This window comes from Cecembia lonarensis LW9, assembly GCF_000298295.1.
GTDB lineage: Bacteria > Bacteroidota > Bacteroidia > Cytophagales > Cyclobacteriaceae > Cecembia > Cecembia lonarensis.
Genome location: NZ_AMGM01000023.1, coordinates 15,239 through 37,850, shown reverse-complemented (window position 1 = coordinate 37,850; position 22,612 = coordinate 15,239). Strand labels below are relative to the sequence as shown.

Below are 22,612 nucleotides of genomic sequence, written 5' to 3'. Positions count from 1 at the left end.
CGGAATCGATTAATTTAGCAATTATGAAAACAGCACTTCTACGGCCTGATCTTATCACTTTAAAAAGTAATGTACAGACAAGTGGTAAACTCACTTTTTTTGAAGGATCAGAAGCTTTTCCTTTTCCTATCAAGCGTTCGTTTTGGATCAGTGGGGTGCCAGAGGGAGAGCAAAGAGGGGTACATGCACACAAAAGGGAGAAGCAAATGCTCATTTGCCTGCATGGAAAGGTCAGGGTTAACCTGGAAGCTTTGGATAAAAAGCAGTTTGAGATTGTTCTTGACCAACCTGATAAAGCACTGGTTTTACCTCCCTTGATATGGTCATCGGTTACTTTCGGGAAGGGGGCAGTATTGTTGGTACTTGCAGACCAAGCCTATGATGAGCATGATTATATCAGGGAGAGGGCCCAATTTGAGGCTATGCAAGAGGTTTTTTCAAGAAATATAAAGCCTCAAGATGGATAATTTGCCTTTACTCAGTATAATCTGTACGGTTTATAACCAAGAAGCTTTTATCAAAGATTGCCTGGAGGCTGTGGCAGCATTGGATTATCCGAACGTAGAATTGTTTGTGGTGGACAATGGCAGCGAGGACAATGCTAAAGAAATCATAAAAGAATGGTTGAGTAATCAAAACATTGATTTTCAGGTATCAACCATATTTAGGGAATCCAGATGGCCCTATTGTAAATCCTTCAATGAGGTGTTTTCCCTGACCTCTGGGAAATACCTCATCGATTTGTCCGGGGATGACCTGTTGCTGACAGCGCATGCCATGAAATCAGTTCAGGCTTTAGAAAACCACCCGACTGCGGCAGTATGTTTCTCCGATGCCTTACTTGAAAAGAATGGTAAAAAGAGTAGTTTTTATCCAAGGACAGCTGAAGGGAAGTTGAAGAAAAAAGTGGAAGATGGAGATTTATATAAAAAACTGGTAGCCTCTCATCATGTCCTTTCTGTAACCATGGTCCTTAGGTCTGATGCACTTAGGGCAATAGGCGGTTATGATGAAACCTTGAGTTATGAAGATTTCGATATTCAGGTGAGACTGGCCAGAAAGTATTCCTTTGTTTTTTCGGATCATTTTGGACTGATCAAAACCTTGCACCCCAATGCGTTTTCAGCTACTCAGTATATGAGATACCGATCAGTGATGTTACCTTCCACTTTACGAATTTGTTGGAAAATCAAGGAAATGAACCAAGATAGCCTTGAGGATAAGGCTTTGCTCCAAAGGGTCCTCTATGAATTGAAACATAGCCTATTATCTGCCAATTTTGAACAGGCTATTGGCTTTATGGAATTGGCCTCGGCCTTAGGTGCTTCGGGCCTTCATTACTTTATATACGGGCAATGGATAAAATATCGTTGGGATTTCTCCGCACTTTATGTGCTGCTTAAAAAAATTAAAGGCTAGCCGACGATCACTTCCACCATTTGATCCTTTAGCAGGTATTTTCCACCTATTTCTTGAATCTGCTTTGGATCAAAATGCTTGATGTATTCCAATTGCTTTTTATAAAAACCCAAATCTAAGCCCGCTTGATGGACTGATTTGAATCTACTTATCAGTTCAAAGGAGGAACTGAAGTTAGACAATAAGTTGCCAACCAGGTAATTCCGAACGGTCTCCAGTTCATCATGCGAAATCGCTTCTTGCTGCAACTTATTGATTTCCTTGTAGATTTCTTCAATTACTTCCTCCCTGTTTTCCTTGATTACATCAGCCATAACTACCCAGTAATCAGTTGTCTTTAAACTGCCGATACTACTGTATATGCCATAAGTATGGCCTTTGTCTTCCCGTATATTCTTTATCAGCCTGCTGCCAAAATACCCTCCAAGAAATACATTGAAAACCCAAAATCCGAAATATTCAGGATGGGATTTTGGAAGGAGATGACAACCAATCCTTATACTGGATTGCAGGGCATTATTTCTGTCTTCTATGATTCTTGGGTGGGGGGCATTAATAAAGTGACTGGGTTTTTGTTGCACTGCTTTAACGGGGAGATCGCCCAGAACATGATCTATAAAATCCAACTCCTCTTTATTCAGGTCTCCACTTAAGAAAACCTCAACGTTGGTCCAAAGCTGTTGTTCATAAAAACCAATCAAATCCTCCCTTTCAATCGCCGCCACATCCTGTTCATCTGCAATCTGACCATAGGTATGGTTTTCACCAAATAGTTGTTGCCTGAAAAGCTGTGAAGCTCGATTTCCTGTCTTTTCCTGCATGATGCTAAGACTTAAGGCTTTTTGTGATTTTCGTTTGGCCAGTTCCTTTTCCGGGAAAACAGCTTCAGTCAATAATTCCCTGAATACAGGGAGAACTGTATGGAAGTGTTTTTTAGTGGTGAGCAATGAAAGTCCCTGATGTTCGAAGGTCGAGGTAACTTCTACTTCTGTGGCATAGGTGTCAAAAAAATCATCCAATACAGCGGAAGATTTTGATTTTGTTCCCTCTGTAAGCATATGAAGGGTAAAATAAGCGAGTAGTTTTTTCTCCTCTTTACCCAATAGGGCAGGGGAGTCTGCCATTAGCTCTAATTTTACTGCCCCAATTTCCGGCGTGGGTATAAAATACAAATGGACTCCATTTTTTAGAGTCCTTTGTTGAGGTTTAGGAAAGTCAATGTGGTCCGGTATCTGAAATACTGGTGCCACAGACCTGTCTACTGTCATAATCTTGGTATATTATAAGTCAGAGAAACCCTTAAGGTTTCAGCTAATGGGTGGTTTTGTACTTGTGGAACAAGATATGAAAAATCAAATGCAAACTTTTCTTTGTATACATACCCCAATCCCATGGTGAAATACCTTCTACCACCCTTGTTTGGATTTTCAAAGAAATACCCGGTTCTCAGCGCAAAGACTTCGTCAAAAATGTACTCCATGCCATAAGAGATCATTACCTCCTGCATTTCTTCTCTAAATCCTCCCGGCGCATCTATGAAAGAGAGGAACATTCCGGAAAGCAATGGTCTGTTTGGGTCTCTTCCGGCAGCTAAAATCAAGTTGCCATTTGGGTCGGTGGCCAAAGAACCATCTTCATTTCTTTCCCATATAGGAGGGGATGGGACCATCAACTTATTGAAATCCAAAGCGAATGTAAGGGAATTCTTTTCATTGAAGTTGACTTTGTAGGCAGTACCTAACCTAAGATTGGTCGGAATGAAATCCAAGTCCTCCGCACTGTTATAGGTGATTTTAGGTCCGATGTTGGTGATGGTAACTCCCCAAGACCATTCGCCGGATTTGTCAGCAGGGAAGACTTCTTTGGTGTAATATAAACCTACATCCGTTCCAACACTGATGCCTGGACGGCTTTCACTGCCACCCACTGATGATAAATTTCCAGATAGATTGGAATGGATGAATCTTGCGGAGATACCAATGCCCAGATTTTCTGATAATTGGCGGGAATATGAACCCCCAATAGCAATATCCCTGGGCGTAAACTCCCCCAATTCCTCACCTCTGCCATCTGTGAGAATGATATCTCCCATGTTAAAGTACCTCAGGTCGAAGCCCCAAGCGGAGACCTCATCAATTCTTTTATATCCTGTCAGGTATGAGACAAACATGTCATTGACCAATCTGCCCAACCATGGAGAATAGGAAAGGGAAAAAGCCATATCATTTTCCACAAAAGCCAACTTACCAACATTCCAATGGGCTGAAAAGGCATCTGGGCTTGTAGCAACCCCTACGTCACCCATGGCAGAATGCCTGCTGTCAGGAGCAAAGTTCAAAAATGGCACAGCCGTGGTGATAACCCTTCTGTCGGGGTCTTGACCTGAAATAATAGGAGAATTACTCTGAGCGAATACAGGTTGTAACAGGAGGCTTATCCACAAAAAATGAAATGAATAAACAAAGGGTTTTGCCGATATTTTCATTGAATAATTATTTTTCCGCTTTTCAGATCCAAAGTATCATCTTTTTCAGAGCTGAGCTGCAACTTGTAAATATACATTCCTTTTGCGGGATTTTTTGTTTTGTTGTGGAAAAAAATCCACTCCAAGTCATCTAAAACAGCATTAGCCACAGGATAACGCCTGGATGTTTTAAATATTATATCCCCTTTCACGCTGTAAACCTCTAAGTCCAGGTTTAAGTTTTCACCAGGCCTATTATGGCTGATGGAAAATCTACTATTTTCCCGGGCCGGGTTAGGGTAGACCAAAAGCTGGGTGATTTTAATATTTAAACTACCCCTCACCTCAATTTGACCTTCTATGAGGCTGGCATTACCAACATTGTCCCAGGCTTTTATCCTTAACCGGTTGACGCCTTCCCCCAAATTGGTCAAATTGGTCAAAATTTCCCCAGTTGTAAAGCCTCCATTGCTTGCTCTAAAACTATCATTTAGTACAATTGGCAAATCATCATTGACCTGAAGGGTGATGTTATTTTCAGGAACTGATTTAGCAATATTGATGCCACTTATGTCACTAAGCAGTATTTTGACAGGGTATGTGCTGGAGGGGATGAGGGGAGGACTTTCAAGCAGTTCCTCTCCAAACAATAAGCGGATTTCTGGCCCCTCATTATCGTTTGTCTCCGTGTTTATTTTTCCGCCGATTGGGATTGTTTTTGCTCCAATAGCCTCTTCTCGGCCTTCCTGAAGACTGGCCATTATCCGGATGGTACCTTTTCTAACATCCTCTTTCAAATTTTGGGGTATAAAAAGATCTGCCATGAATTCTCCATCAGTGACTTCTCCTGTGCCTCTGAACAAGAAGCTTTTCTCTTCTTTAAAAGCCACAGGATTGCTTTCATCACCTAATGTTTCAAATTCCATTGGCTCGTCCGCCAGACTTAATTCATATTGGCCATTCGCTCCAGAAAGCAGCGACCCGGTTACTGGATCTTTGATTTTTCCTAAAATACGAACCCGTTGAAGGCCCTGTAGTGTGTCCACTGGAATCTCCAAATCCAAATCAAGAATTTCCTGAGTCTTTGCCTGAATTTCCGGAACAGCTAACCTGAGAGAAGGATCACCGATAAGGGCAAAATTCCTGTTGAAAGGACCGTTTAAACTGTTATTTTTGGTGTTTTTGAATACCGTGCCTAGGTCAGGCAGTATTCCTTCTTCTGCTTGGAAAACGGATGCTATAAATGCTTTATTCAGCGCAAAATTGATGGAACTGAATACCGGCCTGCCTGTAGTCAAAAGCCCTATGGCACCTTTTCTTTCAGCAAAAAGCAATTCCTCCGCACCAGATCGGATAAAAGGGCTGTCCTGTCTTCCAAACTCGCAGGTAGCAGTAATGAAAAGTGGTAAAAGTGGGTTTTCAGGCCAATCTCTTAGGTCAGCAACTGTGAAAACCCTTTCTTCCGTAAGGGTAGTCTCATTGCCATGTCCAATGTAATTGAGAATCAGCAAACCATCTGCTATTTGCTCCTTCAATGCTTGTCTTGCATCAGGAGAGCGCTGTATCCCATTTTCCCTGACTTGTTCAAACCTATCCAAGTACAATTTGCTTATTTCAAATTCTGGATGGTTTTCCCGGATAAAATTTGCATGTGTCTCCGCATCATTCAGGTGAATATTGTTGTCTCCGTCATCAGCAAAAAAAGAAATCCTACGCTTCCAAGTACCTTCCATGTGCTGTCTCTTTTCGTAAGCAATGATTTTGTTCACCGCCTCATTGGCATCCCTGAAATCTATGGCGGGTATTCTTCCCACCCCAATGCGAAGTAGTTCGTCGCCATCGCTGGATTCTTCCCAACTACCCTGTCCCAGCTCCAGAAAACCAAAATAATCATCCGACGAGAAGGTGGTCAGTGGGTTAAGGCTATTCCTCGAACTATAAGTAGGCACCAAATTAGGTCTCCCCCCTAAAATACCTTTGTAATCGAATGTGCCTTTTCCAAAAAACAGGACATGTTTGAGGTTACCGGATCGCATATAGTGGTAGGCGAGGAAGTTCCTGAAAGCAGAAATGTCTTTGGTTCCATAAGCAAATGCATCATACAGTTGCTGTGGGGTGTAGACAGCGGTTGAAATGCCCATTTCCTGCTTATGTGAGGCCAAGCGGTTTGCCTGGGAAACAAGATTTGGGGCACTGATAATGATCATTTGGGATCTTTCTGTCTCCATTCTTGGCCTCAGGTCTATTGGCTTCCAATCGCTGATGCCCAATGTTTGATGATCTTTAAAAAGAATGATTCGGTCGCCTGGTTGGGCGAGTTCTGGCATTACAACTTCCCTGACATCATAAAAGTCTTTCACCAGCCAGGTTGTCAAATCCTGTCTGCTTCTGATAATTCCTGACTGTTTGCTGATGTAAGTTCCTGCAGGGGCATTAGCCACTGTAAAAGGGAATGCCAATAGACTGTAGTTCAGGTAGCCGGTACCATTGACGTCGGCAGAACTGAAATTTACCTGTATGTTGTAATTATTTGCATTTTGTAGTCCTGCCCTAAAGAAGGCTTCCCTGCCTTTGATACCAAATGGCGTATTGGGTATGCTGCTGATGGATACCTGCCCAACCTGCGCGTTATTATGGAAAAATTCCATTCGTCCTTCTGATAAGCTTTGTCCCATTACCTTGACACTCAACTCGGGAGGCCCTGTGGCTACTGTAGGCATAGAAAAATTAAAGGATAGTCGCTCCCGGTTGAAGATCGGTCTGGAGTACCAAACCCTGCCAGAATTCAGGAGGTTAGTTTCTTCCCATTTCAAAAGCTCCACCCCAAATATCGCTGTGAGGTCGGGACCTGATGCCGCTGATTCGTTATGAGTGATTATTGCTTGACCCGGACTTTTTTTCCCAATAAGATAAAATAAAGTGTCGGTATAATGATGAACCTGCAAATCAAAACCCTCTTCACCATGAAAAATATAATGGGGCCCCTGAAGGAAAAAATAAAGTTTTTCATCTTGTACTTTGGTGGGGACAGGTTGGAGTTCAAAAGCTGTGCTGTCGAGTAGTTGCGGCAACATGCCAGGCACGCCAAAAATCCCCACTTCATCTAAATTTTGAAAGCCCATCGAGGTGGCTTGACTCAAATTTAACTGATAAACGCCATCTTGGGTGACGGGAAATTTGAAATATGTCCTGTTTTCTTGAGCAAACGTTACATCCCGGGCTATGAAAAAAAGCAATAAGCCACCGAAAATAGAAAAATATGAGCTATTCTTTTGCAGCATTTTTATCAATTAATCCCTCCAATACCGACAGCACAATATAAACAATTATAACCATAGGGATTCCAGCTAGGCCAAAACTCAAAATACAGATCAGACCCGTCAGTAGAACAAGGTATCTGAAAATGTTACCTTTTAAAGAAAAGTTTTTGAATTTCAGGGCAATCAAGGGGATTTCGGATACCAACAGAAAAGACATCAACAGTGCCAGTCCCAGCAACAAGTAAGGCTGATATATCCATCCATACGCATCAGGAAATTTTAAGGCAGTAAATGGCAAGGTACTGATCAAAAGTGCATTTGCCGGTGTAGGTACACCGATAAACCGCTCAGATTGTCTCGTATCGATATTGAATTTAGCCAATCGAATGGCAGAAAAAATACCTACAATAAATACAAAAAATGGCAAGTAATCCAGTGTCGTATGCATCCTGATCATCTGGAAAAGCACAAAAGAAGGCAGCACGCCAAAGGTTACCAGGTCTGCTAAAGAATCCAATTCTTTGCCGATTTCTGAGTGAACCCGCAGCATTCTGGCCACAAAACCATCCAGAAAATCAAATGCAGCCGCAAGTAAAATTAAATAAGCACCGTAAAACAGTTCCCCTTCCAGGACATAAAAAATACCGAACATGCCAGCCAGTAAATTCAGGGAAGTAAGGGTGTTGGGGATATGTTTTTTAATTGTCAAAACCTTGCGTTTTTACCTACAAAAGGATTATGCACTTTTTCAATACCAATGGTTGTCATAGGCCCATGTCCGGGATAAACTTTGGTTTCTTCCGGCAAGGTAAACATTTGTTGCTTAATGGCATTGATCAAGGTCTTATGGTCACCACCGGGCAGGTCAGTCCTTCCAATACTTCCCTGAAAAAGTGTGTCTCCTGCAATACAGATGCCTGTAGGTTCATGATAAAATACCAGGTGTCCTGGGGCATGACCCGGCACAAAGAGAATATCCATGATCGTATTACCAAACTTAAGTTTATCCTTTTCGCTTAGGTAAAAGTCAGCATCTGCCTCTTCATAAGCGGCAAAACCATAATTGGGCGCATAAGCGGCCACTGATTTGAGCACGGGGAGGTCATTTTTGTGGATATATAAGGGTACTTTGTATTTCCTTTTGATATAAGCATTCCCCAAAACGTGGTCAATGTGGCAATGGGTATTGATCAAGTGCTTGACAATGAGGCCTTCTTCCTCGATAAACCTGTCCAGTTCAAGCTGCTCGTGTTTTTCATAACAGCCGGGGTCAAAAATTACAGCCTCCTTGCTCTCATCATACAGCACATAAGTATTTTCCATAAAGGGATTAAAAGTGAAAGATTTGATCTGGAGCATTTGTGATTCTTTTGATTTAATCCTCAAAATAACGAAGAAAGAATATAATTTTGGGCATGGAAGTAGATTTTTTACTCATAGGGCAGGGATTGGCAGGTACGGCCCTTTCCCACAGAATTCTCTCAAAAGGGAAGTCACTGATGATTTATGACCTACCCGAATCCAATAAAAGCAGTAGGGTAGCTGCAGGCCTATATAACCCTGTAACGGGTAAAAAGATGGTGAGGACCTGGTTGGCAGATCAGCTATTTCCGGAGATTGAGCCATTTTACACCGATTTGGAAAATCTTTTAGGGGCAAAATTTCTTATGAAAAGGCCAATTTACCGTCCCTTTTTGTCCATAGAAGAACAAAATGAATGGATGGGGCATAGTGGTGACCCTTTGCTTCAACCCTTTTTTGAAAAGATTTACACCCGTCCATTATTTGAAGAAGTGGTCAATCCTTATGGTGGTATTTTGCTGAAAAATGCCGGGTATCTTGATATCAATACACTTTTGGACAGCTATGCAGCTTATCTTTTGGAAAAAGGTTGCCTAAGACAGGAAAAGTGGGATGAAAATAAGCTTAAGTTTGAAGATAACGGGGTAGTTTATGAGGACATTAGAGCCAGCGCCATTGTGTATTGTAATGGTCTAGGTGCTATGGAGAGTAGTTTTTTTAACCGCTTGCCTTTTGCACCGGTTAAGGGAGAGATTTTGGATATAGCACAGGAATTTCATCCCGACGCCATCATCAATAGGGGTGTATTTAGAATTTCCCTTCCCAATGGGTTGAAGAGGGTTGGTTCAACCTATTCCTGGCATGACCTGGACACAGGACCTACAGAAAGGGCTAAAATAGAGTTGGTCGAGAAGTTGGAAAAGTTGGTGAAAATCCCTCAAAAAGAGGTTATTTTCCATAAATATGGCATCAGGCCGGCCACGAAGGATAGAAAACCATTTTTGGGAAAACATCCTACCCAAGAAAGGGTTTATATCTTTAATGGATTTGGGGCCAAGGGGGTTTCTTTGGTACCTTATCTTAGCAGCAAGATGATTGAACTGCTTATTGAGGGAAAGGAACCACAAAAAGAAGTAAACATTATGCGTTGCATGTAAACATAAAATATATTTTTAAGTATATTTAAGTCCAAGAGTTCACACTAGATGAAAGTTAGGTTTATACGTATTTTATTTGCCTTTGCCCTGGTAATGATTTCTCAACAAAGCTTTTCTCAGATGGATAGGGAAAGATTTGGGAAAAACAGGGTGCAGCATCAAAATATAGAGTGGTATCATTATACTTCCAATAATTTTGAGGTTTACTATTATGATGGCGGCATGAACAATGCCAGAATGGCCATTGATTACCTGGAGGGGGAGTTTGAGCGCCTTACCCAGCAAATAGGTTATGTGGCCTATACCAAACCCAAAATTTTCATATACAATTCCCAGGAAGAAATTCTTCAAAGTAATCTTAACCTGAATAAGGATCAGTTTACAATTGATGGTCAAACTTATTTCAGCCGTTTGATAGGAGAAGTGGCCTTCAGCGGCACTTGGGATTCCTTCAAAAAAGACCTGATTTACACCACGGCCAAGGTGATCATTGAGGAAATGCTGTATGGTTCCACCATAGCGGATGCATTTCAATCAAGCCTGATCAATACTTTTCCTGAATGGTATGTAGAAGGGGCTGCCATGTATTTGGCCTATGGTTGGAGCAGGGAAATGGATGATTTTGTCCGTCATTTTTTTAGAGATAATAAGAACATCAAATTGCATCGTTATACGGAAAAGGAGGCAGCCTATTTGGGACAATCTGTATGGAATTTTATCGTGGAGCGCTACGGCAGACGGTATGTTTCCAGTATTCTTAACCTTAGCCGGATCAACAGAAATGAAGAAAACAGTATAGCCAATACCATAGGAGTCAATTACCGGGCATTTATGGAGCAATGGAGGCAGTTTTATATCAGTACCAACGAGCAGGTTTTCACAACTTTCAAGGACTTGAATGAAAATAATGAGATCAATAAAACTTCTCCAGGTCATCTTGGGATCATCAATGATATTAAGTTTAGTCCTGACGCCAAAAACCTGGCTTATGTAGTCAATAATGGGGGAAGATTCAGGGTACTGGTAAGGGAGCTTTCTTCGGGTAGGGAAAGGGTGATTTACTCGGGTGGGGCCGCCAGCCGAGACCTTCCTGTCAATATAACTTCACCGATCATAGCTTGGAGAGATACCCTCAATTTGGCAATAGCCTCTTTCAGAAGGGGTACTACCACCTTGCGCATGAGGGCCATTGATGGATCCGCCCAGGATAAAATTTTCCTTAGGAATATCACACAGATTCTTAGCCTTGACTTTAATTCCAGCGGTAGAAATATGGTTCTATCAGCCATTGCCAATGGAAAGACAGATATTTATAGCCTTAATGCAAGAGGGGTCGGCAGAAGGCTGACAAATGATGTGTTTGATAATGTTACGCCTGTTTTTCTCAATGATTCCACTGTTATTTATGCATCCAATTTTACAGAGATCCCAGATTCGCTTCTGACAAGAACACCTGATGTAAAATTACTTCCAGATTATTTTAACCTTTATAAGTTGGATTTGAGGGATTCCCTTCCTTTGGAGAAATTGACAAACCTCAACAATAAAAATTACCGGCCTGTAGTATTGAATTCCAATAATATTTTAATGATTTCGGATCAAAGTGGGATCAATAACTTGATGCGATTAACAATTTCCAATGGGATTACCAGTCAGGTAAGTGCTTTCAATAAGAGTGTGGAGGCATTTGATTATTCTTCAAAAACCAATCGTATAGCCTATTCATACAGGGATGGTAGGGTGAGTCGGATTAACCTGGAAAGTTTTTCAAATATTGAGCAATTCACCCCAAGCACACCCAGGGTACAGCTGTTACAGGCCAAGACTTTAGCAGACCGCTTGTCTGCCAAAAGGGCTGATGAGGAACAGGAACAGGTTGTGCCTCTAACACAGGAAGAATTAAGAGAAAGAAGAGCAATCACCAGGTCTGAGGAACAAAGGGAGGTAACCCAAGTAAAAAGGGATACTGCGATTAATTTGAGGTTGGAAGATTTGATGATGGGCGTTCCCGCAGGACAAAGAAGACCAACTCCTACACCAACTCCTGTCACGCCAGCGACAGAACCACAGGTATTGGATACGATTCCTGCACCAAGAAGTCTTACCAGCCCACTTAGTGCTGATCGGTTAAGGTTTGAAAGAGGTAGGGGTATAGATACAGATAATTATGTATTCGATACCATTCCTGTGGTATCTCCTGCACCTGAGCGAAGCACTACTACTATTGCCAGCAGGAGTAATTTATTGGAAAACTTCCGTAGGCAAAGTACACAAAAAAGAGTGGTGGGGCCAAGTCGTATGACACCACAGTTCATTACCAATTCATTATCCACAGATTTTGTGGTGGATCCTTTAAGAGGCTTTGGTGCGGCATTGTCGGGGAAAATGACAGATATTCTGGATAACCATTCTTTTGAAGGAGGGTTAATGGTGCCCTTGGATTTTAGTTCCGGTAGTGATGTTTATTTTGAATATGAATACCTGAAGCAAAGAATTGATGCTCGTTTAAGGTTCGATAGAAGGGCCATTCAATTAAATGACAGGGACCTTACCTTTCAGCGTTATGTACTCAATAAAGTTGAATTGGGTTTCTCGTACCCTTTTAATCCACACAGCCGATTTACTTTAGCACCATTTGTGGCACGTACCCAGTATTTCAATTTATTCCCGGACTCTATTCTGAGAGGTCAGGTACCTGAGCAAAACCGCTTTGATGTGCAGTATGCAGGGGGTAGAGCTGAATTTGTCCTGGATAAAACAGAACAGTTAGGGCTCTACATGCAAAAAGGTATGAAGGGTAAAGCGGGAGTGATACATTATCAAGGGCTGACACAAGCAGACAGGTCATTTTCTAATTTCTATTTAGATTTCCGAAATTATCAGCCGATCCATAAAAATATTGTTCTTGCCTCAAGAGTTTTTGCAGGCTCTTTCTTTGGGAGAAATCCCCAGAACTATCTGGTAGGAGGAATGAATAACTGGCTGTTCAATCAGTTCTATAACCCTCCATCCAATAGACCGGAACAATCGCCAGTAAGAAATCCGGCAGGCACAGAAAACTCCAATATTCTTTTTGCTGAGTTTGTGGATCTCAGAGGCTATTTATTCGATGAAATCAGGGGAAGAAATGTGTTTACCTTTACTTCAGAATTGAGGATACCTTTATTCTCTTATTTGTCAAGAGGGAATATTACTTCCAATTTTGTGAAAAACTTTCAGTTTGTTGCATTTTATGATGTAGGTTCAGCTTGGGATGATGCCCCACCTTGGGAGAGGGTCAATGACCAGAATACTGAAGTGATCACTTCACCTGGATCACCTTTTAAAATTACCATCAATAATTTCAATAATGCCTGGCTCCAAAGTTATGGTGCTGGTGTACGGACTGTCCTGTTGAATTATTATTTCAAATTTGATTTGGCCCAGCCAGTTCGAAATTTCCAAAGGGACAATTTGAGATTTTATGTTACCTTGGGCTATAATTTCTAAATTCCAATAGAAGTCTATGATTAAATCTATGACAGGCTACGGCCTGGCAAGTATAGAAAACGATGATTACATCATCAGTGTGGAGGTAAAAACCCTTAACTCGAAGTTTCTCGACCTCAGTATCCGAAGCCCCAAACAATTTTCTGATAAGGAGCTGGAAATCAGAAATTTGGTTTCTAAAGCCTTGGAAAGAGGCAAGGTCAACCTTAATATAGACTTTGCCAGTAAAACCGGTATAGATCTGCCTATTTCTATCAATGAAGACCTATTCATGTCCTATTTCCAAAAATATCAGCAGCTGTCTGACAAAGTACAGGGAGCATCTACAGATTTATTCAAATTGGCACTGCAGTCCCCTAGTGTGATTTCTAATTTAGTGGAAAAAACATCTGATGTGGAAGCTTGGGAAGCGGTGAAAACTATTATTGAAAAGGCCCTGGCCACCTGTGATGAGTTCAGAATGGACGAAGGAAAAGTGTTGGAGGAAAAATTTCTGGAAAACCTATCCATAATTAGGCAAGGTTTGAATCAGGTCAAAGCGGCGGATCCCATCAGAAAGGAGAGAATAAGACAAAGAATCAGGAATAATTTCAGCGATTGGTTGGAGGAAAACGACTTCGATGAAAACCGATTTGAGCAGGAACTGATTTACTATTTTGAAAAAATCGACATCACTGAAGAATTGGTCAGGCTGGAAACCCATCTCAACTATTTTGAAAAAAACCTTTTAGAAGGTAGCCAACAAGGTAAAAAGCTTGGGTTTATTTCCCAGGAGATAGGTCGGGAAATCAATACCATTGGATCTAAAGCCAATGATGCTGAAATTCAGCAATACGTGGTGGTGATGAAAGATGAATTGGAAAAAATCAAAGAACAAAGCTTGAATATACTATAAGTTTTGAGTCCCTTTTCTAGGGTAAAAATGGGCACCAAGTTTAATTGCTGCTACTTGCCGCCTTTTTCACTCGCTTGGCCTCATAAATGCTGACGGGCTCAAATTTTTCATCAATGTCCACGCCTGTCAGGTAATCATTGATAAACTCCCTCACTTCCTGAATGGAAAGATTGTGCATGATTTTGCCATTTTTGGCCAATGATATTTGACCAGTCTCCTCAGAAACGGTCAGTACCAATGTGTCCGTAGTTTCGGACATACCAATTGCTGCTCTATGTCTTAATCCAAACTGTGCGGGAACGTCTCTTTCGGTGACCGGAAGGATGCACCTGGCTGCTTTAACTTTCCCATTATAAATGATGACTGCACCATCATGAAGAGGGCTGTATTTGTTAAATATAGAAATCAATAAACGCTTAGAGACCACAGCATCAAGAAGGTCTCCACTTTCTGCATAAAACTTCAATTCAGAACCGCTGGAAATCACCATCAGTGCCCCGGTATTGGTGCCTGAAAGACTTTTGGTCGCCTCAATGATGGGGTTGATATTGAAAGCCTGAGATTCCTTTTTTCTCCAAAACAGCAATTCCTGTAAGAAATTTTCATTGGAAAGGAAAGATGATCTACCGATGATCAGCAGGAATTTCCTGATTTCAGGAGCAAAAATTATGATGGCAGCTATGATACCTACCCCCATAAACTGCCCTAAAATGATAGAAAGTAGTTCCATCCTTAGCGCACTGACCAATAGATAGATCAAGTAAATGGATAAAAAGCCCAAAAAGATCTTTATGGCCACACTTCCCCGTAAAAGCTTATAAACTTGATAAATCAAAATACTTACCAAGGTAATGTCTATCAGATTGACCACTGATATTTCTAAAAATCCTATTTTAAAGAGGAGGTTCAAGGGTATAGTTGTTTATATAATGTTACGGTTTGTTTAGCTTCTTTCACGTCGTGGACCCTTAAAATGTTTGCTCCATTGATTAATGCAGCCATATTTAATGCAGTCGTCCCATTTAAGGCTTGGTCTGGTTCTAGGTCTAAAATTTTGTAAATCATAGACTTTCTAGAAACTCCCGCTAAAATTGGTTGTTGAGTTATCTTAAAATAAGATAAATTTTTCAATATCCAATAATTTTGCGTTAATGTTTTTGCAAAACCGAAGCCTGGATCAATGATTACATCTTTTATGCCAGCTTTTTTGCAATCCTCTATTTTTTTTGAGAAATAATGCAACATTTCTGTCAGTATGTCATCGTAAATGGCTTGCATTTGCATGTTTTTTGGGGTCCCTTTCATGTGCATGGCAATGTAAGGGACCTTTAGGCCTGCTACGGTTTCCAGCATTCCCCCATCCAATTCACCTGCGGAAATATCATTGACTAAATCCGCTCCTGTCAATACTGCTTTTTCTGCTACTTTTGACCTGAAAGTATCAATGGATATTAAAATTTCCGGAAATTTTGCTTTAATGGCCTGAATGGCCGGTAATGTTCTGTCCAATTCTTCCTGTTCGCTCACCTCATCCGCTCCAGGCCTGGAGCTATAGCCTCCAATATCCAATATATCAGCACCTTCAGCAATCATTTGGGATGCTGCTTTTATAACCTGATCTGAGTCAGGGTTCAGCCTGCTGCCAGCATAAAAGGAATCCGGCGTCAGGTTGAGAATACCCATAACCCAAGGTCTGTCCATTAGGAATAGCTTTCCTTTGGTATGGAGTGTTATTTTTGCAGGAAAAACTATATCTTCGAAATCCAAAGTTTCGTGGTAATTACAGGTTATTTAAAGGAATTGGTTTGAAAACACAAACGGTCAGCGAATATAATCAAGTAATCAGGCATTGTAAAGAACTTTTCAAGAAGAAAACCTTGGATTATGGTACTGCTTGGAGAATTTTGAGGCTTCCCTCGATTACTGATCAAATTTTCATCAAAGCGCAACGCATCAGGTCCATTCAGGAGAAAGGTAGCCAAAAGGTCGATGACCCGATAAGAGATGAATTTATTGGGATCATCAACTATTGTCTGATTGCCTTAATCCAGATCAGTATGAAAGATGATGATAGGATGGAGGTGGGCTATGAAGAGCTGGAACCACTTTATGACCAATGGGCAGAGGCCACAAGGGGACTCTTGGAAAACAAGAACCATGATTATGGAGAGGCTTGGAGGGACATGCGCGTTTCTTCCATGACCGATATCATCTTGATGAAACTCTTTCGGGTCAAGCAAATTGAAGATAATCAGGGTGTTACCTTGGTTTCCGAAGGGATTGAAGCCAATTATCAGGATATGATCAACTATGCCGTTTTTTGTCTCATTAAATTAGGGTATCACCATGCTTAAAAATACATCTCTATTTCTTATACGTCTGTTTGTAGGAGGCTTATTCATTTTCTCTGGACTGATTAAGGTCAATGACCCGGTGGGTACAGCAATTAAGCTGGAGGAATACTTTGATGTCTTTGCTACGGATATAGCCTCTTTTTTCTACTTGTTCAAAGACATTGCCCTGCCTCTGGCAGTTTTCCTGGTGGTTGCAGAGGTAGTTTTGGGTGTCATGCTTATTGTAGGTGTGAGGCTTAGGTTTACAGTATGGGCCTTATCACTAATGATTTTGTTTTTTACTTTCCTTACCTTCTATTCTGCTTATTTCAATAAGGTGACAGATTGCGGTTGTTTTGGAGATGCCATCAAACTAACACCCTGGGAATCTTTTATCAAAGATATTATCCTTTTGGTACTTATTGGTGTACTGTTTTATTTCAGAAAGGATTTGTCCAAACAGGGGCCATCCTGGGCCAATTGGACTGCGAGGATCAGTTTGGTGTTGTCTTTGATATTGGCCATTACAGCCATTAGGAATCTTCCTTTCATTGATTTTAGGGCTTATAAAGAAGGGGTCAATATCCAAGAAGCTATGCTACCTTCGGCGCCCTTGCAGTACAGTTATGTGATGGAGAAAGATGGGGATTTATATACTTTTGACCAGTATCCTATGGAAGAGGGATATGAGTTTGTAGAAATGAAGCTGATCAATGAAGAGGCACTTCCCAAAATATCGGATTTTGCTGTGTGGAATAGTGAGGGAGACTACACAGAAGGAATCCTTTCTGGAAAAAAAGCGGTTATACTGGCTTTCAATTTGGCCAAAGTAAATCCGGATCACTTAACCGCTTTCGATGCTTTGGTCAGCCAACTCGAAGGTTCAAATATTACACCAATTTTGGTAGCAGCCTCTTCTGAAGATGAGATCCAAGCGCTTATTGCTGAAAGAAAATGGAACCTGGTAGGTTATCAAGGTGATGCTACAGTTATTAAAACTATTATGCGGTCTAATCCTGGCATCATGCTTTTAGAGGATGGGGTTGTGGTAAAAAAATATCACCATAGAAACACCCCTGATGCACAGGAAGTGAAGCGTTTGCTACAGTAGCTATGAGAACCCCTCTTAAAATCATCCTGGTTGGATTACCTGGTTCAGGGAAAACCACTTTTGGTAAATTGTTGGCCAAGCAACTCAACTTTGCGTTTTTAGACCTGGATCAGGTCATTGAGCAGGAGTCAGGTTTAAGCATCGGTCAAATTTTTGAACAAGATGGAGAGGGTAGGTTCAGGGATCTTGAAAGCTTTTACTTAAAAAAGGTTTTAGACGGTATAGAGGGTTTTGTCTTATCCACAGGTGGGGGAACTCCTTGTTTTAATGAAAATATGGACCTCATCAATGAAAAAGGGGTGTCAGTTTATCTTGATGTTTCACTTGAAGAAATTATGCGGCGTTTGGGAAATGATACATTAGGTAAAAGGCCAATGTTTTCGGGCTTGGGACAAGGTGAGGCGACGCTTAAACTGAAAAGTCTTTTGGCTGAAAGAGAAAATTATTATTTGCAGTCAAAAATAAAGCTCAGTGGTGATGACATCTCCACTGAGCATTTATTGTCTGAACTGATGGGCTTTTTTAAAAGTTGAAGCCAACGGTCAACATGCCGGTAGATAGGGTGTTCCTGATTTCTGTTACCGGCCCAATGTTGACACCATTCTCGATAAAATCATAAGAGCTGTATAGTTGTCGGAACTGAGAACCAATGAAGGCAAAATCTATGTACACTTTTTGAAGGCGAACACCCACACCTCCTGAGAATTGTTGCATGGACCTTTCAAATCCATCGGGGTTTCTGAAGGGATCACCATATAATCCATAACCGCCTCTGATTCTCCAAATGTCAATGCGGTACTCTCCGCCTAAGCGATAGTTAAATGTCTGCCCATATAACCTTCTGATTTCAAGATTGTCGTCCGAAGGATTGAAATCCCTGGAATTGATGCGGCTTTGGCTGAAATCCAGGTAATCAATGTCAGCTGTGATAAAACCGTTCTTCCCAAAGAAGTAAGTCATACCACCACTCAACCTCATCGGTGTATTAAGGTTGTAAGTGCCGATGATAATCGGTGTGGATGCCTCTTCTCTGCCCAGAGTGATGTTCTCAGGTTCAAAGAAAAAGTTATCAAAGAAATTGATCATCCTTGCTTCATATTGCTCATTAATTCTATACCAGGTAGGTGATTGAAAATTGAAGCCCAGGTTAATTTGTTCTATGGGTTTATAAATCACACCAAGGTTGATGTTGGCACCAAAACCATCCTGACTTAAGTTTTCGATAATGGTAGTGGTTAATAGAGGTTCATCGAAGAATTCTTCCCCATAGTCTTTTGATGAGTTGTATACCAAGGAAGTCAGACCCAAACTAGCGCCTACAAAGAGTTTATTCATAAAGTTAGCCCCATAGGAAAAACTTGTCTGACTGATTCTTCCGTCTGTGGTAACGGTTTCATCCTGAAAAGGGAAGCCTAGGACAAAGGAATCGTATTGTGTTGGATTGATGATCGGATTGCCATTTTGGTCTTCTGTGATCGGATTGATCAGGAAAGTCTGATAGGCTAAGCCAGTCAATCCAAAATTTTCTATTTGATTTTCAGGTATCCCATTTGCTCTCTGAATGAAATGGTCTATAATGGAAGTCTCTCCCTGTATGTCTGAAAAATAGCCAAATTGCGTATTGAACAAATTCATCCGGTTGAAACTGAATCCAAAAGAACCACCTCTAAAAGCACCTCGGGATAAAGGCCCTCTGGGACGGCTGATGACCAAACTCAGGTTAGGGACGGCAAAATTTCCCGTACGGTCATTTTGTATTTGTCCCAGGAAGTTAGACTCTGTATTCCAAGTGGTAAAGGATGGGCTGAAACTGACCTCGGATCTTCTGAAAAATCCAAGTCCGGCAGGGTTACCATGTATATTGGATACATCGCCACCTAAAGACATCTGAGCGCCTCCCAGCCCCATAATCCTTGCAGAACCTGTAGCTCTAAACTGACTGAACCTCAATGCATCTTCAAAGTATCCGATTTGTGCTTCCGCTAAACCAAAGAAGGAAAGACAAAACAGCAATGACAATAAAATTTTTTTTGTCGAAATCATATTTAAAACTAAGCTGATATACCTATGTTAACCAAACAAATAATATGCCTTTTGTTTTGATTAGGGCAAAAAAAAGAGGGAATTAATTCCCCCTTCCGCCTCTTGAACCTCCAGAGCTCATGCCGCCTCCACCACGGCTTCCACCACTCATGCCTCCTGAGCTAAATCCTCCGCCCGAACTTCTGCTCGGCGCACTGAACCCGCTACCTCCTCTGCTAGGTGAAGACATCCCGCTTCTGGACGGTGTCATTGTATTTCTTGATGGAGCAGTTCTTGAATTGTTGAATGTGCCTCCTCTGTTGTAAGAAGGACTGTTACTTCTTAAGCCACCTCTATTCATTGTTGCTCCACTGCTTCCTCTATTATAGGATGGTGTACCAAGATTTGATCTGGTATTGGCCCTATTCATTGTATTGGTATTGTAAGAAGGCCTGGTGTTGGCAATTCCAGTCCTAGAGCTCGGGCGTGTAGCTGCTGCTGAGCCTGTATTTCTTACACTAGGTCTGGCTGAAGCATTGGTATTTGCTACTCTGCTTCTCCCAGATATATAATCATTTTGAGATCTACCAAAATCCCTGCTTGCAGCTCTTTCGCCTGAAGAAATAGCTCTTGAACCAGTGGCAGCGTCTCTTCTAGCTGCTCTTGTTGTAGCTGGTTGATAAGATGAACCAGTTCCTCTGCCACCAGTTACTGCAGTACCTGCACCTCTTCCATATCGTGAACCTCTTACAATTTGTCTCCCGGGCTCACCTGGTGTAACAAAGATCGGACCGCCCCAGCCCCATCCTGGACCCATGCCCCACATGCCACCCATCCAAGGGTTCATGCCCCACATGCCGCCCATCATCCAAGGGTTACCAAAGCCCATGCCGAAGCCTGCGTTCCAACCCCACATGGAGTTCCAGCCCAGACCCCATCCAGGTCTCATGCCCCAGCCCCAAGGAGAGCCAAAGCCCATGCCCATCATGTTAGGACCCCAGAAAGGATCCCACATTGGCATACCCCAACCCATCATAGGCATTCCCCAACCCATCATTGGCATACCCCAACCCATGCCCATCATAGGCATTCCGAAGCCCATTCCAAAGCCAAGGTTAAGGTTGAATCTGCTTTGTCCAAATCCGGCGCCGTTGAATCCAGAGCCATAAAAGTTGTTGTACACGTTTACATTAGGAGCAGCTTCTTGTACATCGTTGTCATCGAAATATACCGAACCACTGTCTTCAGTTTGTGTTTGAGACTGATATCTTGCTAAATACTCTGGGTTTACATTTCTGGCAGAAAAATTTTCCTGATCAAAGGTAGCATCTGTATTTCCTAAGGCCTGGAAATTTTGCGGATTGTTGTTGTTGACTGCAAATTCAGTAGCCACTCTTGCGTCAGAGGCCATGAAATACAAATCGTCAGTTTCACCGCCTCTCATTGCATTGTAGCTGGAGCTACAGGAAGACAGCATTAATACTGCTCCGGCGCCAATGGTCAATATTTTGTTGAGGTTCATCATGTTGTTTGGTTATTCTTATTACTCATATTATACGCGGGGATAGCCTTAGGGTTATTAATTTTTAATTTATATTTGCCCCCCACAGTATTGAGCGAAGATAAATAGATTTTTGAAATCAACAAAAACAATATGAGCAAAGGATTGCCAAAAAGAAGTGAAGACTACTCTTTGTGGTACAATGAATTAGTTAAACGGGCTGATTTGGCCGAAAACTCCCCGGTCAGGGGTTGTATGGTCATCAAGCCCTATGGATATTCCATTTGGGAAAAAATGCAGGCCCAGTTGGATAAAATGTTCAAAGAAACGGGACATTCCAATGCCTATTTCCCCCTGTTTATTCCAAAATCTTACCTCTCTAAAGAAGCCAGTCACGTAGAGGGTTTTGCCAAAGAATGTGCCGTTGTCACCCATTACAGGCTGAAGAATTCAGAGGATGGCAAATCCGTGGTGGTGGATCCAGAGGCTAAGCTTGAGGAAGAACTTATTGTCAGACCTACATCGGAGACAGTTATTTGGAGTACATACAAAAACTGGATTCAGTCTTATAGAGACCTGCCCCTTTTGGTCAACCAATGGGCCAATGTGGTCAGATGGGAAATGCGTACCCGATTGTTTCTGAGAACAGCGGAATTCCTTTGGCAGGAAGGGCATACTGCACATGCTACCAAAGCAGAAGCGATGGAAGAAACAGTCAAAATGATGCAGGTCTACGCTGAATTTGCTGAAAAATATATGGCTCTTCCGGTTGTCAGAGGGGTTAAAAGTGAAAATGAGCGCTTTGCCGGTGCTGAAGATACTTATTGCATAGAGGCTATGATGCAGGATGGGAAAGCGCTTCAAGCAGGAACATCTCATTTTTTGGGCCAAAATTTTGCAAAGGCTTTTGATGTTAAATTTGCAACAAAGGAAGGTGGTCTCGAATACGTTTGGGGGACTTCTTGGGGGGTAAGTACCCGACTGATGGGAGCTTTGATCATGGCCCACTCGGATGATAACGGTTTGGTATTGCCTCCAAAATTGGCCCCGATTCAGGTGGTGATCATCCCCATTCATAAAGGGGATGTAGAATTGGACAGGATATCGGAGAAGGCCCATGAAATAATGGGTAAACTCAGGGAGAAAGGTATTTCTGTGCATTTTGATCACAGGGATACCCATAAGCCTGGGTGGAAATTTGCCGAGTATGAATTGAAAGGCGTTCCTTTGCGTATTGCCATGGGTCCAAGAGACCTGGAAAATAACACGGTAGAATTGGCAAGAAGGGATACCCTGACCAAAGAATCCGTGGCCCTTGGCGAGGTGGATATAGCAACTTACATAGCGGACCTATTGGACGAAATACAAACCTCTATTTATAATAAAGCTTTGAATTTCAGAGAGGAGATGACCACAGAGGCCAATACTTGGGAAGAATTTCAGGAATTGTTGGAAACTAAGGGCGGATTTATTTCTGCGCACTGGGATGGTACTTCCGAAACAGAGGAGAAAATCAAAGAGCTCAGCAAAGCGACCATTCGTTGTATTCCGATTGACCAAAAGGCTGAAGATGGAAAATGCATCCTTTCAGGTAATCCCTCCAATGGCAGGGTGCTTTTTGCCAGGGCTTATTGATCTGATTTACAAGAGATGAAAATG

General features: G+C 41.8%; 18 protein-coding genes. 9 read left to right on the top strand and 9 right to left on the bottom strand.

The genetic code is table 11. From position 1 onward, the window contains the following. Nucleotides 1-23: 23 nt before the first annotated feature. Both B879_RS09085 and B879_RS09080 read left to right on the top strand, forming a co-directional pair. On the top strand, nt 24-467 hold the full coding sequence (locus B879_RS09085; RefSeq protein WP_009184874.1) for a sugar 3,4-ketoisomerase: 444 nt from the start codon (nt 24-26) through the stop codon (nt 465-467). Then, nucleotides 460-1,419 carry a glycosyltransferase family 2 protein gene (locus B879_RS09080; protein WP_009184873.1) on the top strand — a complete coding sequence of 320 codons (960 nt, stop codon included), beginning with the start codon at nt 460-462 and terminating at the stop codon, nt 1,417-1,419. Before B879_RS09085 ends, B879_RS09080 begins: the two co-directional genes overlap by 8 nt. On the opposite strand, the gene B879_RS09075 is transcribed toward B879_RS09080, so the two are convergent. From B879_RS09075 to B879_RS09055, 5 genes are read right to left on the bottom strand one after another with little or no spacing between them, the layout of a single operon-like run. Further along, the gene (locus B879_RS09075) at nt 1,416-2,687 is read right to left on the bottom strand and encodes a M16 family metallopeptidase (protein WP_009184872.1); all 1,272 of its coding nucleotides are present in this window, start codon (nt 2,685-2,687) and stop codon (nt 1,416-1,418) included. The genes B879_RS09080 and B879_RS09075 overlap by 4 nt on opposite strands. Continuing rightward, nucleotides 2,684-3,904 carry a type IX secretion system outer membrane channel protein PorV gene (gene porV, locus B879_RS09070; protein ID WP_009184871.1) on the bottom strand — a complete coding sequence of 407 codons (1,221 nt, stop codon included), beginning with the start codon at nt 3,902-3,904 and terminating at the stop codon, nt 2,684-2,686. Before porV ends, B879_RS09075 begins: the two co-directional genes overlap by 4 nt. Then, complete coding sequence (porU, locus tag B879_RS09065; protein WP_009184870.1) at nt 3,901-7,164, bottom strand: type IX secretion system sortase PorU; 3,264 nt, start codon at nt 7,162-7,164, stop codon at nt 3,901-3,903. Before porU ends, porV begins: the two co-directional genes overlap by 4 nt. Further along, nucleotides 7,148-7,852, bottom strand: coding sequence for a CDP-diacylglycerol--serine O-phosphatidyltransferase (pssA, locus tag B879_RS09060; RefSeq protein ID WP_009184869.1), 705 nt, complete (start codon nt 7,850-7,852; stop codon nt 7,148-7,150). Before pssA ends, porU begins: the two co-directional genes overlap by 17 nt. Then, the gene (locus B879_RS09055; RefSeq protein ID WP_009184868.1) at nt 7,849-8,502 is read right to left on the bottom strand and encodes an MBL fold metallo-hydrolase; all 654 of its coding nucleotides are present in this window, start codon (nt 8,500-8,502) and stop codon (nt 7,849-7,851) included. Before B879_RS09055 ends, pssA begins: the two co-directional genes overlap by 4 nt. 56 nt (nt 8,503-8,558) lie before the next feature. On the opposite strand from B879_RS09055, the gene B879_RS09050 reads away from it, so the two are divergent. From B879_RS09050 to B879_RS09040, 3 genes are read left to right on the top strand one after another with little or no spacing between them, the layout of a single operon-like run. Next, complete coding sequence (locus tag B879_RS09050; protein WP_009184867.1) at nt 8,559-9,602, top strand: NAD(P)/FAD-dependent oxidoreductase; 1,044 nt, start codon at nt 8,559-8,561, stop codon at nt 9,600-9,602. 48 nt (nt 9,603-9,650) lie between these two features. After that, a complete protein-coding gene (locus B879_RS09045) occupies nt 9,651-13,091 on the top strand; it encodes a biopolymer transporter Tol (RefSeq protein WP_009184866.1) in 3,441 nt (1,146 codons plus the stop codon). 16 nt (nt 13,092-13,107) lie between these two features. Further along, the gene (locus B879_RS09040) at nt 13,108-13,986 is read left to right on the top strand and encodes a YicC/YloC family endoribonuclease (protein ID WP_009184865.1); all 879 of its coding nucleotides are present in this window, start codon (nt 13,108-13,110) and stop codon (nt 13,984-13,986) included. 40 nt (nt 13,987-14,026) lie between these two features. Here the strand turns inward: B879_RS09040 and cdaA are convergent, their stop codons facing one another. Both cdaA and folP read right to left on the bottom strand, forming a co-directional pair. After that, complete coding sequence (gene cdaA, locus B879_RS09035) at nt 14,027-14,896, bottom strand: diadenylate cyclase CdaA (RefSeq protein WP_009184864.1); 870 nt, start codon at nt 14,894-14,896, stop codon at nt 14,027-14,029. Further along, nucleotides 14,893-15,687, bottom strand: coding sequence for a dihydropteroate synthase (gene folP, locus B879_RS09030; protein ID WP_169314511.1), 795 nt, complete (start codon nt 15,685-15,687; stop codon nt 14,893-14,895). The genes cdaA and folP overlap by 4 nt, the downstream gene beginning before the upstream one ends. A gap of 104 nt (nt 15,688-15,791) precedes the next feature. Here folP and B879_RS09025 point away from each other — a divergent pair, with 104 nt between their 5' ends. Genes B879_RS09025 through B879_RS09015 form a run of 3 tightly spaced genes read left to right on the top strand, consistent with a single transcriptional unit; the run spans nt 15,792 to nt 17,963 of the window. Then, entirely contained in the window at nt 15,792-16,340 is a 549-nt protein-coding gene (locus tag B879_RS09025; protein ID WP_009184862.1) for a DUF1599 domain-containing protein, read from the top strand. Continuing rightward, complete coding sequence (locus B879_RS09020) at nt 16,333-17,430, top strand: BT_3928 family protein (RefSeq protein ID WP_009184861.1); 1,098 nt, start codon at nt 16,333-16,335, stop codon at nt 17,428-17,430. The genes B879_RS09025 and B879_RS09020 overlap by 8 nt, the downstream gene beginning before the upstream one ends. A gap of 2 nt (nt 17,431-17,432) precedes the next feature. Then, complete coding sequence (locus tag B879_RS09015; protein ID WP_009184860.1) at nt 17,433-17,963, top strand: shikimate kinase; 531 nt, start codon at nt 17,433-17,435, stop codon at nt 17,961-17,963. On the opposite strand, the gene B879_RS09010 is transcribed toward B879_RS09015, so the two are convergent. Continuing rightward, nucleotides 17,953-19,473: an OmpP1/FadL family transporter gene (locus B879_RS09010; protein ID WP_009184859.1), complete on the bottom strand. Its 1,521-nt coding sequence runs from the start codon at nt 19,471-19,473 to the stop codon at nt 17,953-17,955. The two genes, B879_RS09015 and B879_RS09010, sit on opposite strands and share 11 nt — an antisense overlap. 82 nt (nt 19,474-19,555) lie before the next feature. Then, entirely contained in the window at nt 19,556-20,977 is a 1,422-nt protein-coding gene (locus B879_RS09005) for a hypothetical protein (protein WP_202949609.1), read from the bottom strand. A 129-nt stretch (nt 20,978-21,106) separates the two neighbouring features. Here B879_RS09005 and proS point away from each other — a divergent pair, with 129 nt between their 5' ends. After that, on the top strand, nt 21,107-22,588 hold the full coding sequence (gene proS / locus B879_RS09000; protein ID WP_009184857.1) for a proline--tRNA ligase: 1,482 nt from the start codon (nt 21,107-21,109) through the stop codon (nt 22,586-22,588). Nucleotides 22,589-22,612 lie beyond the last annotated feature (24 nt).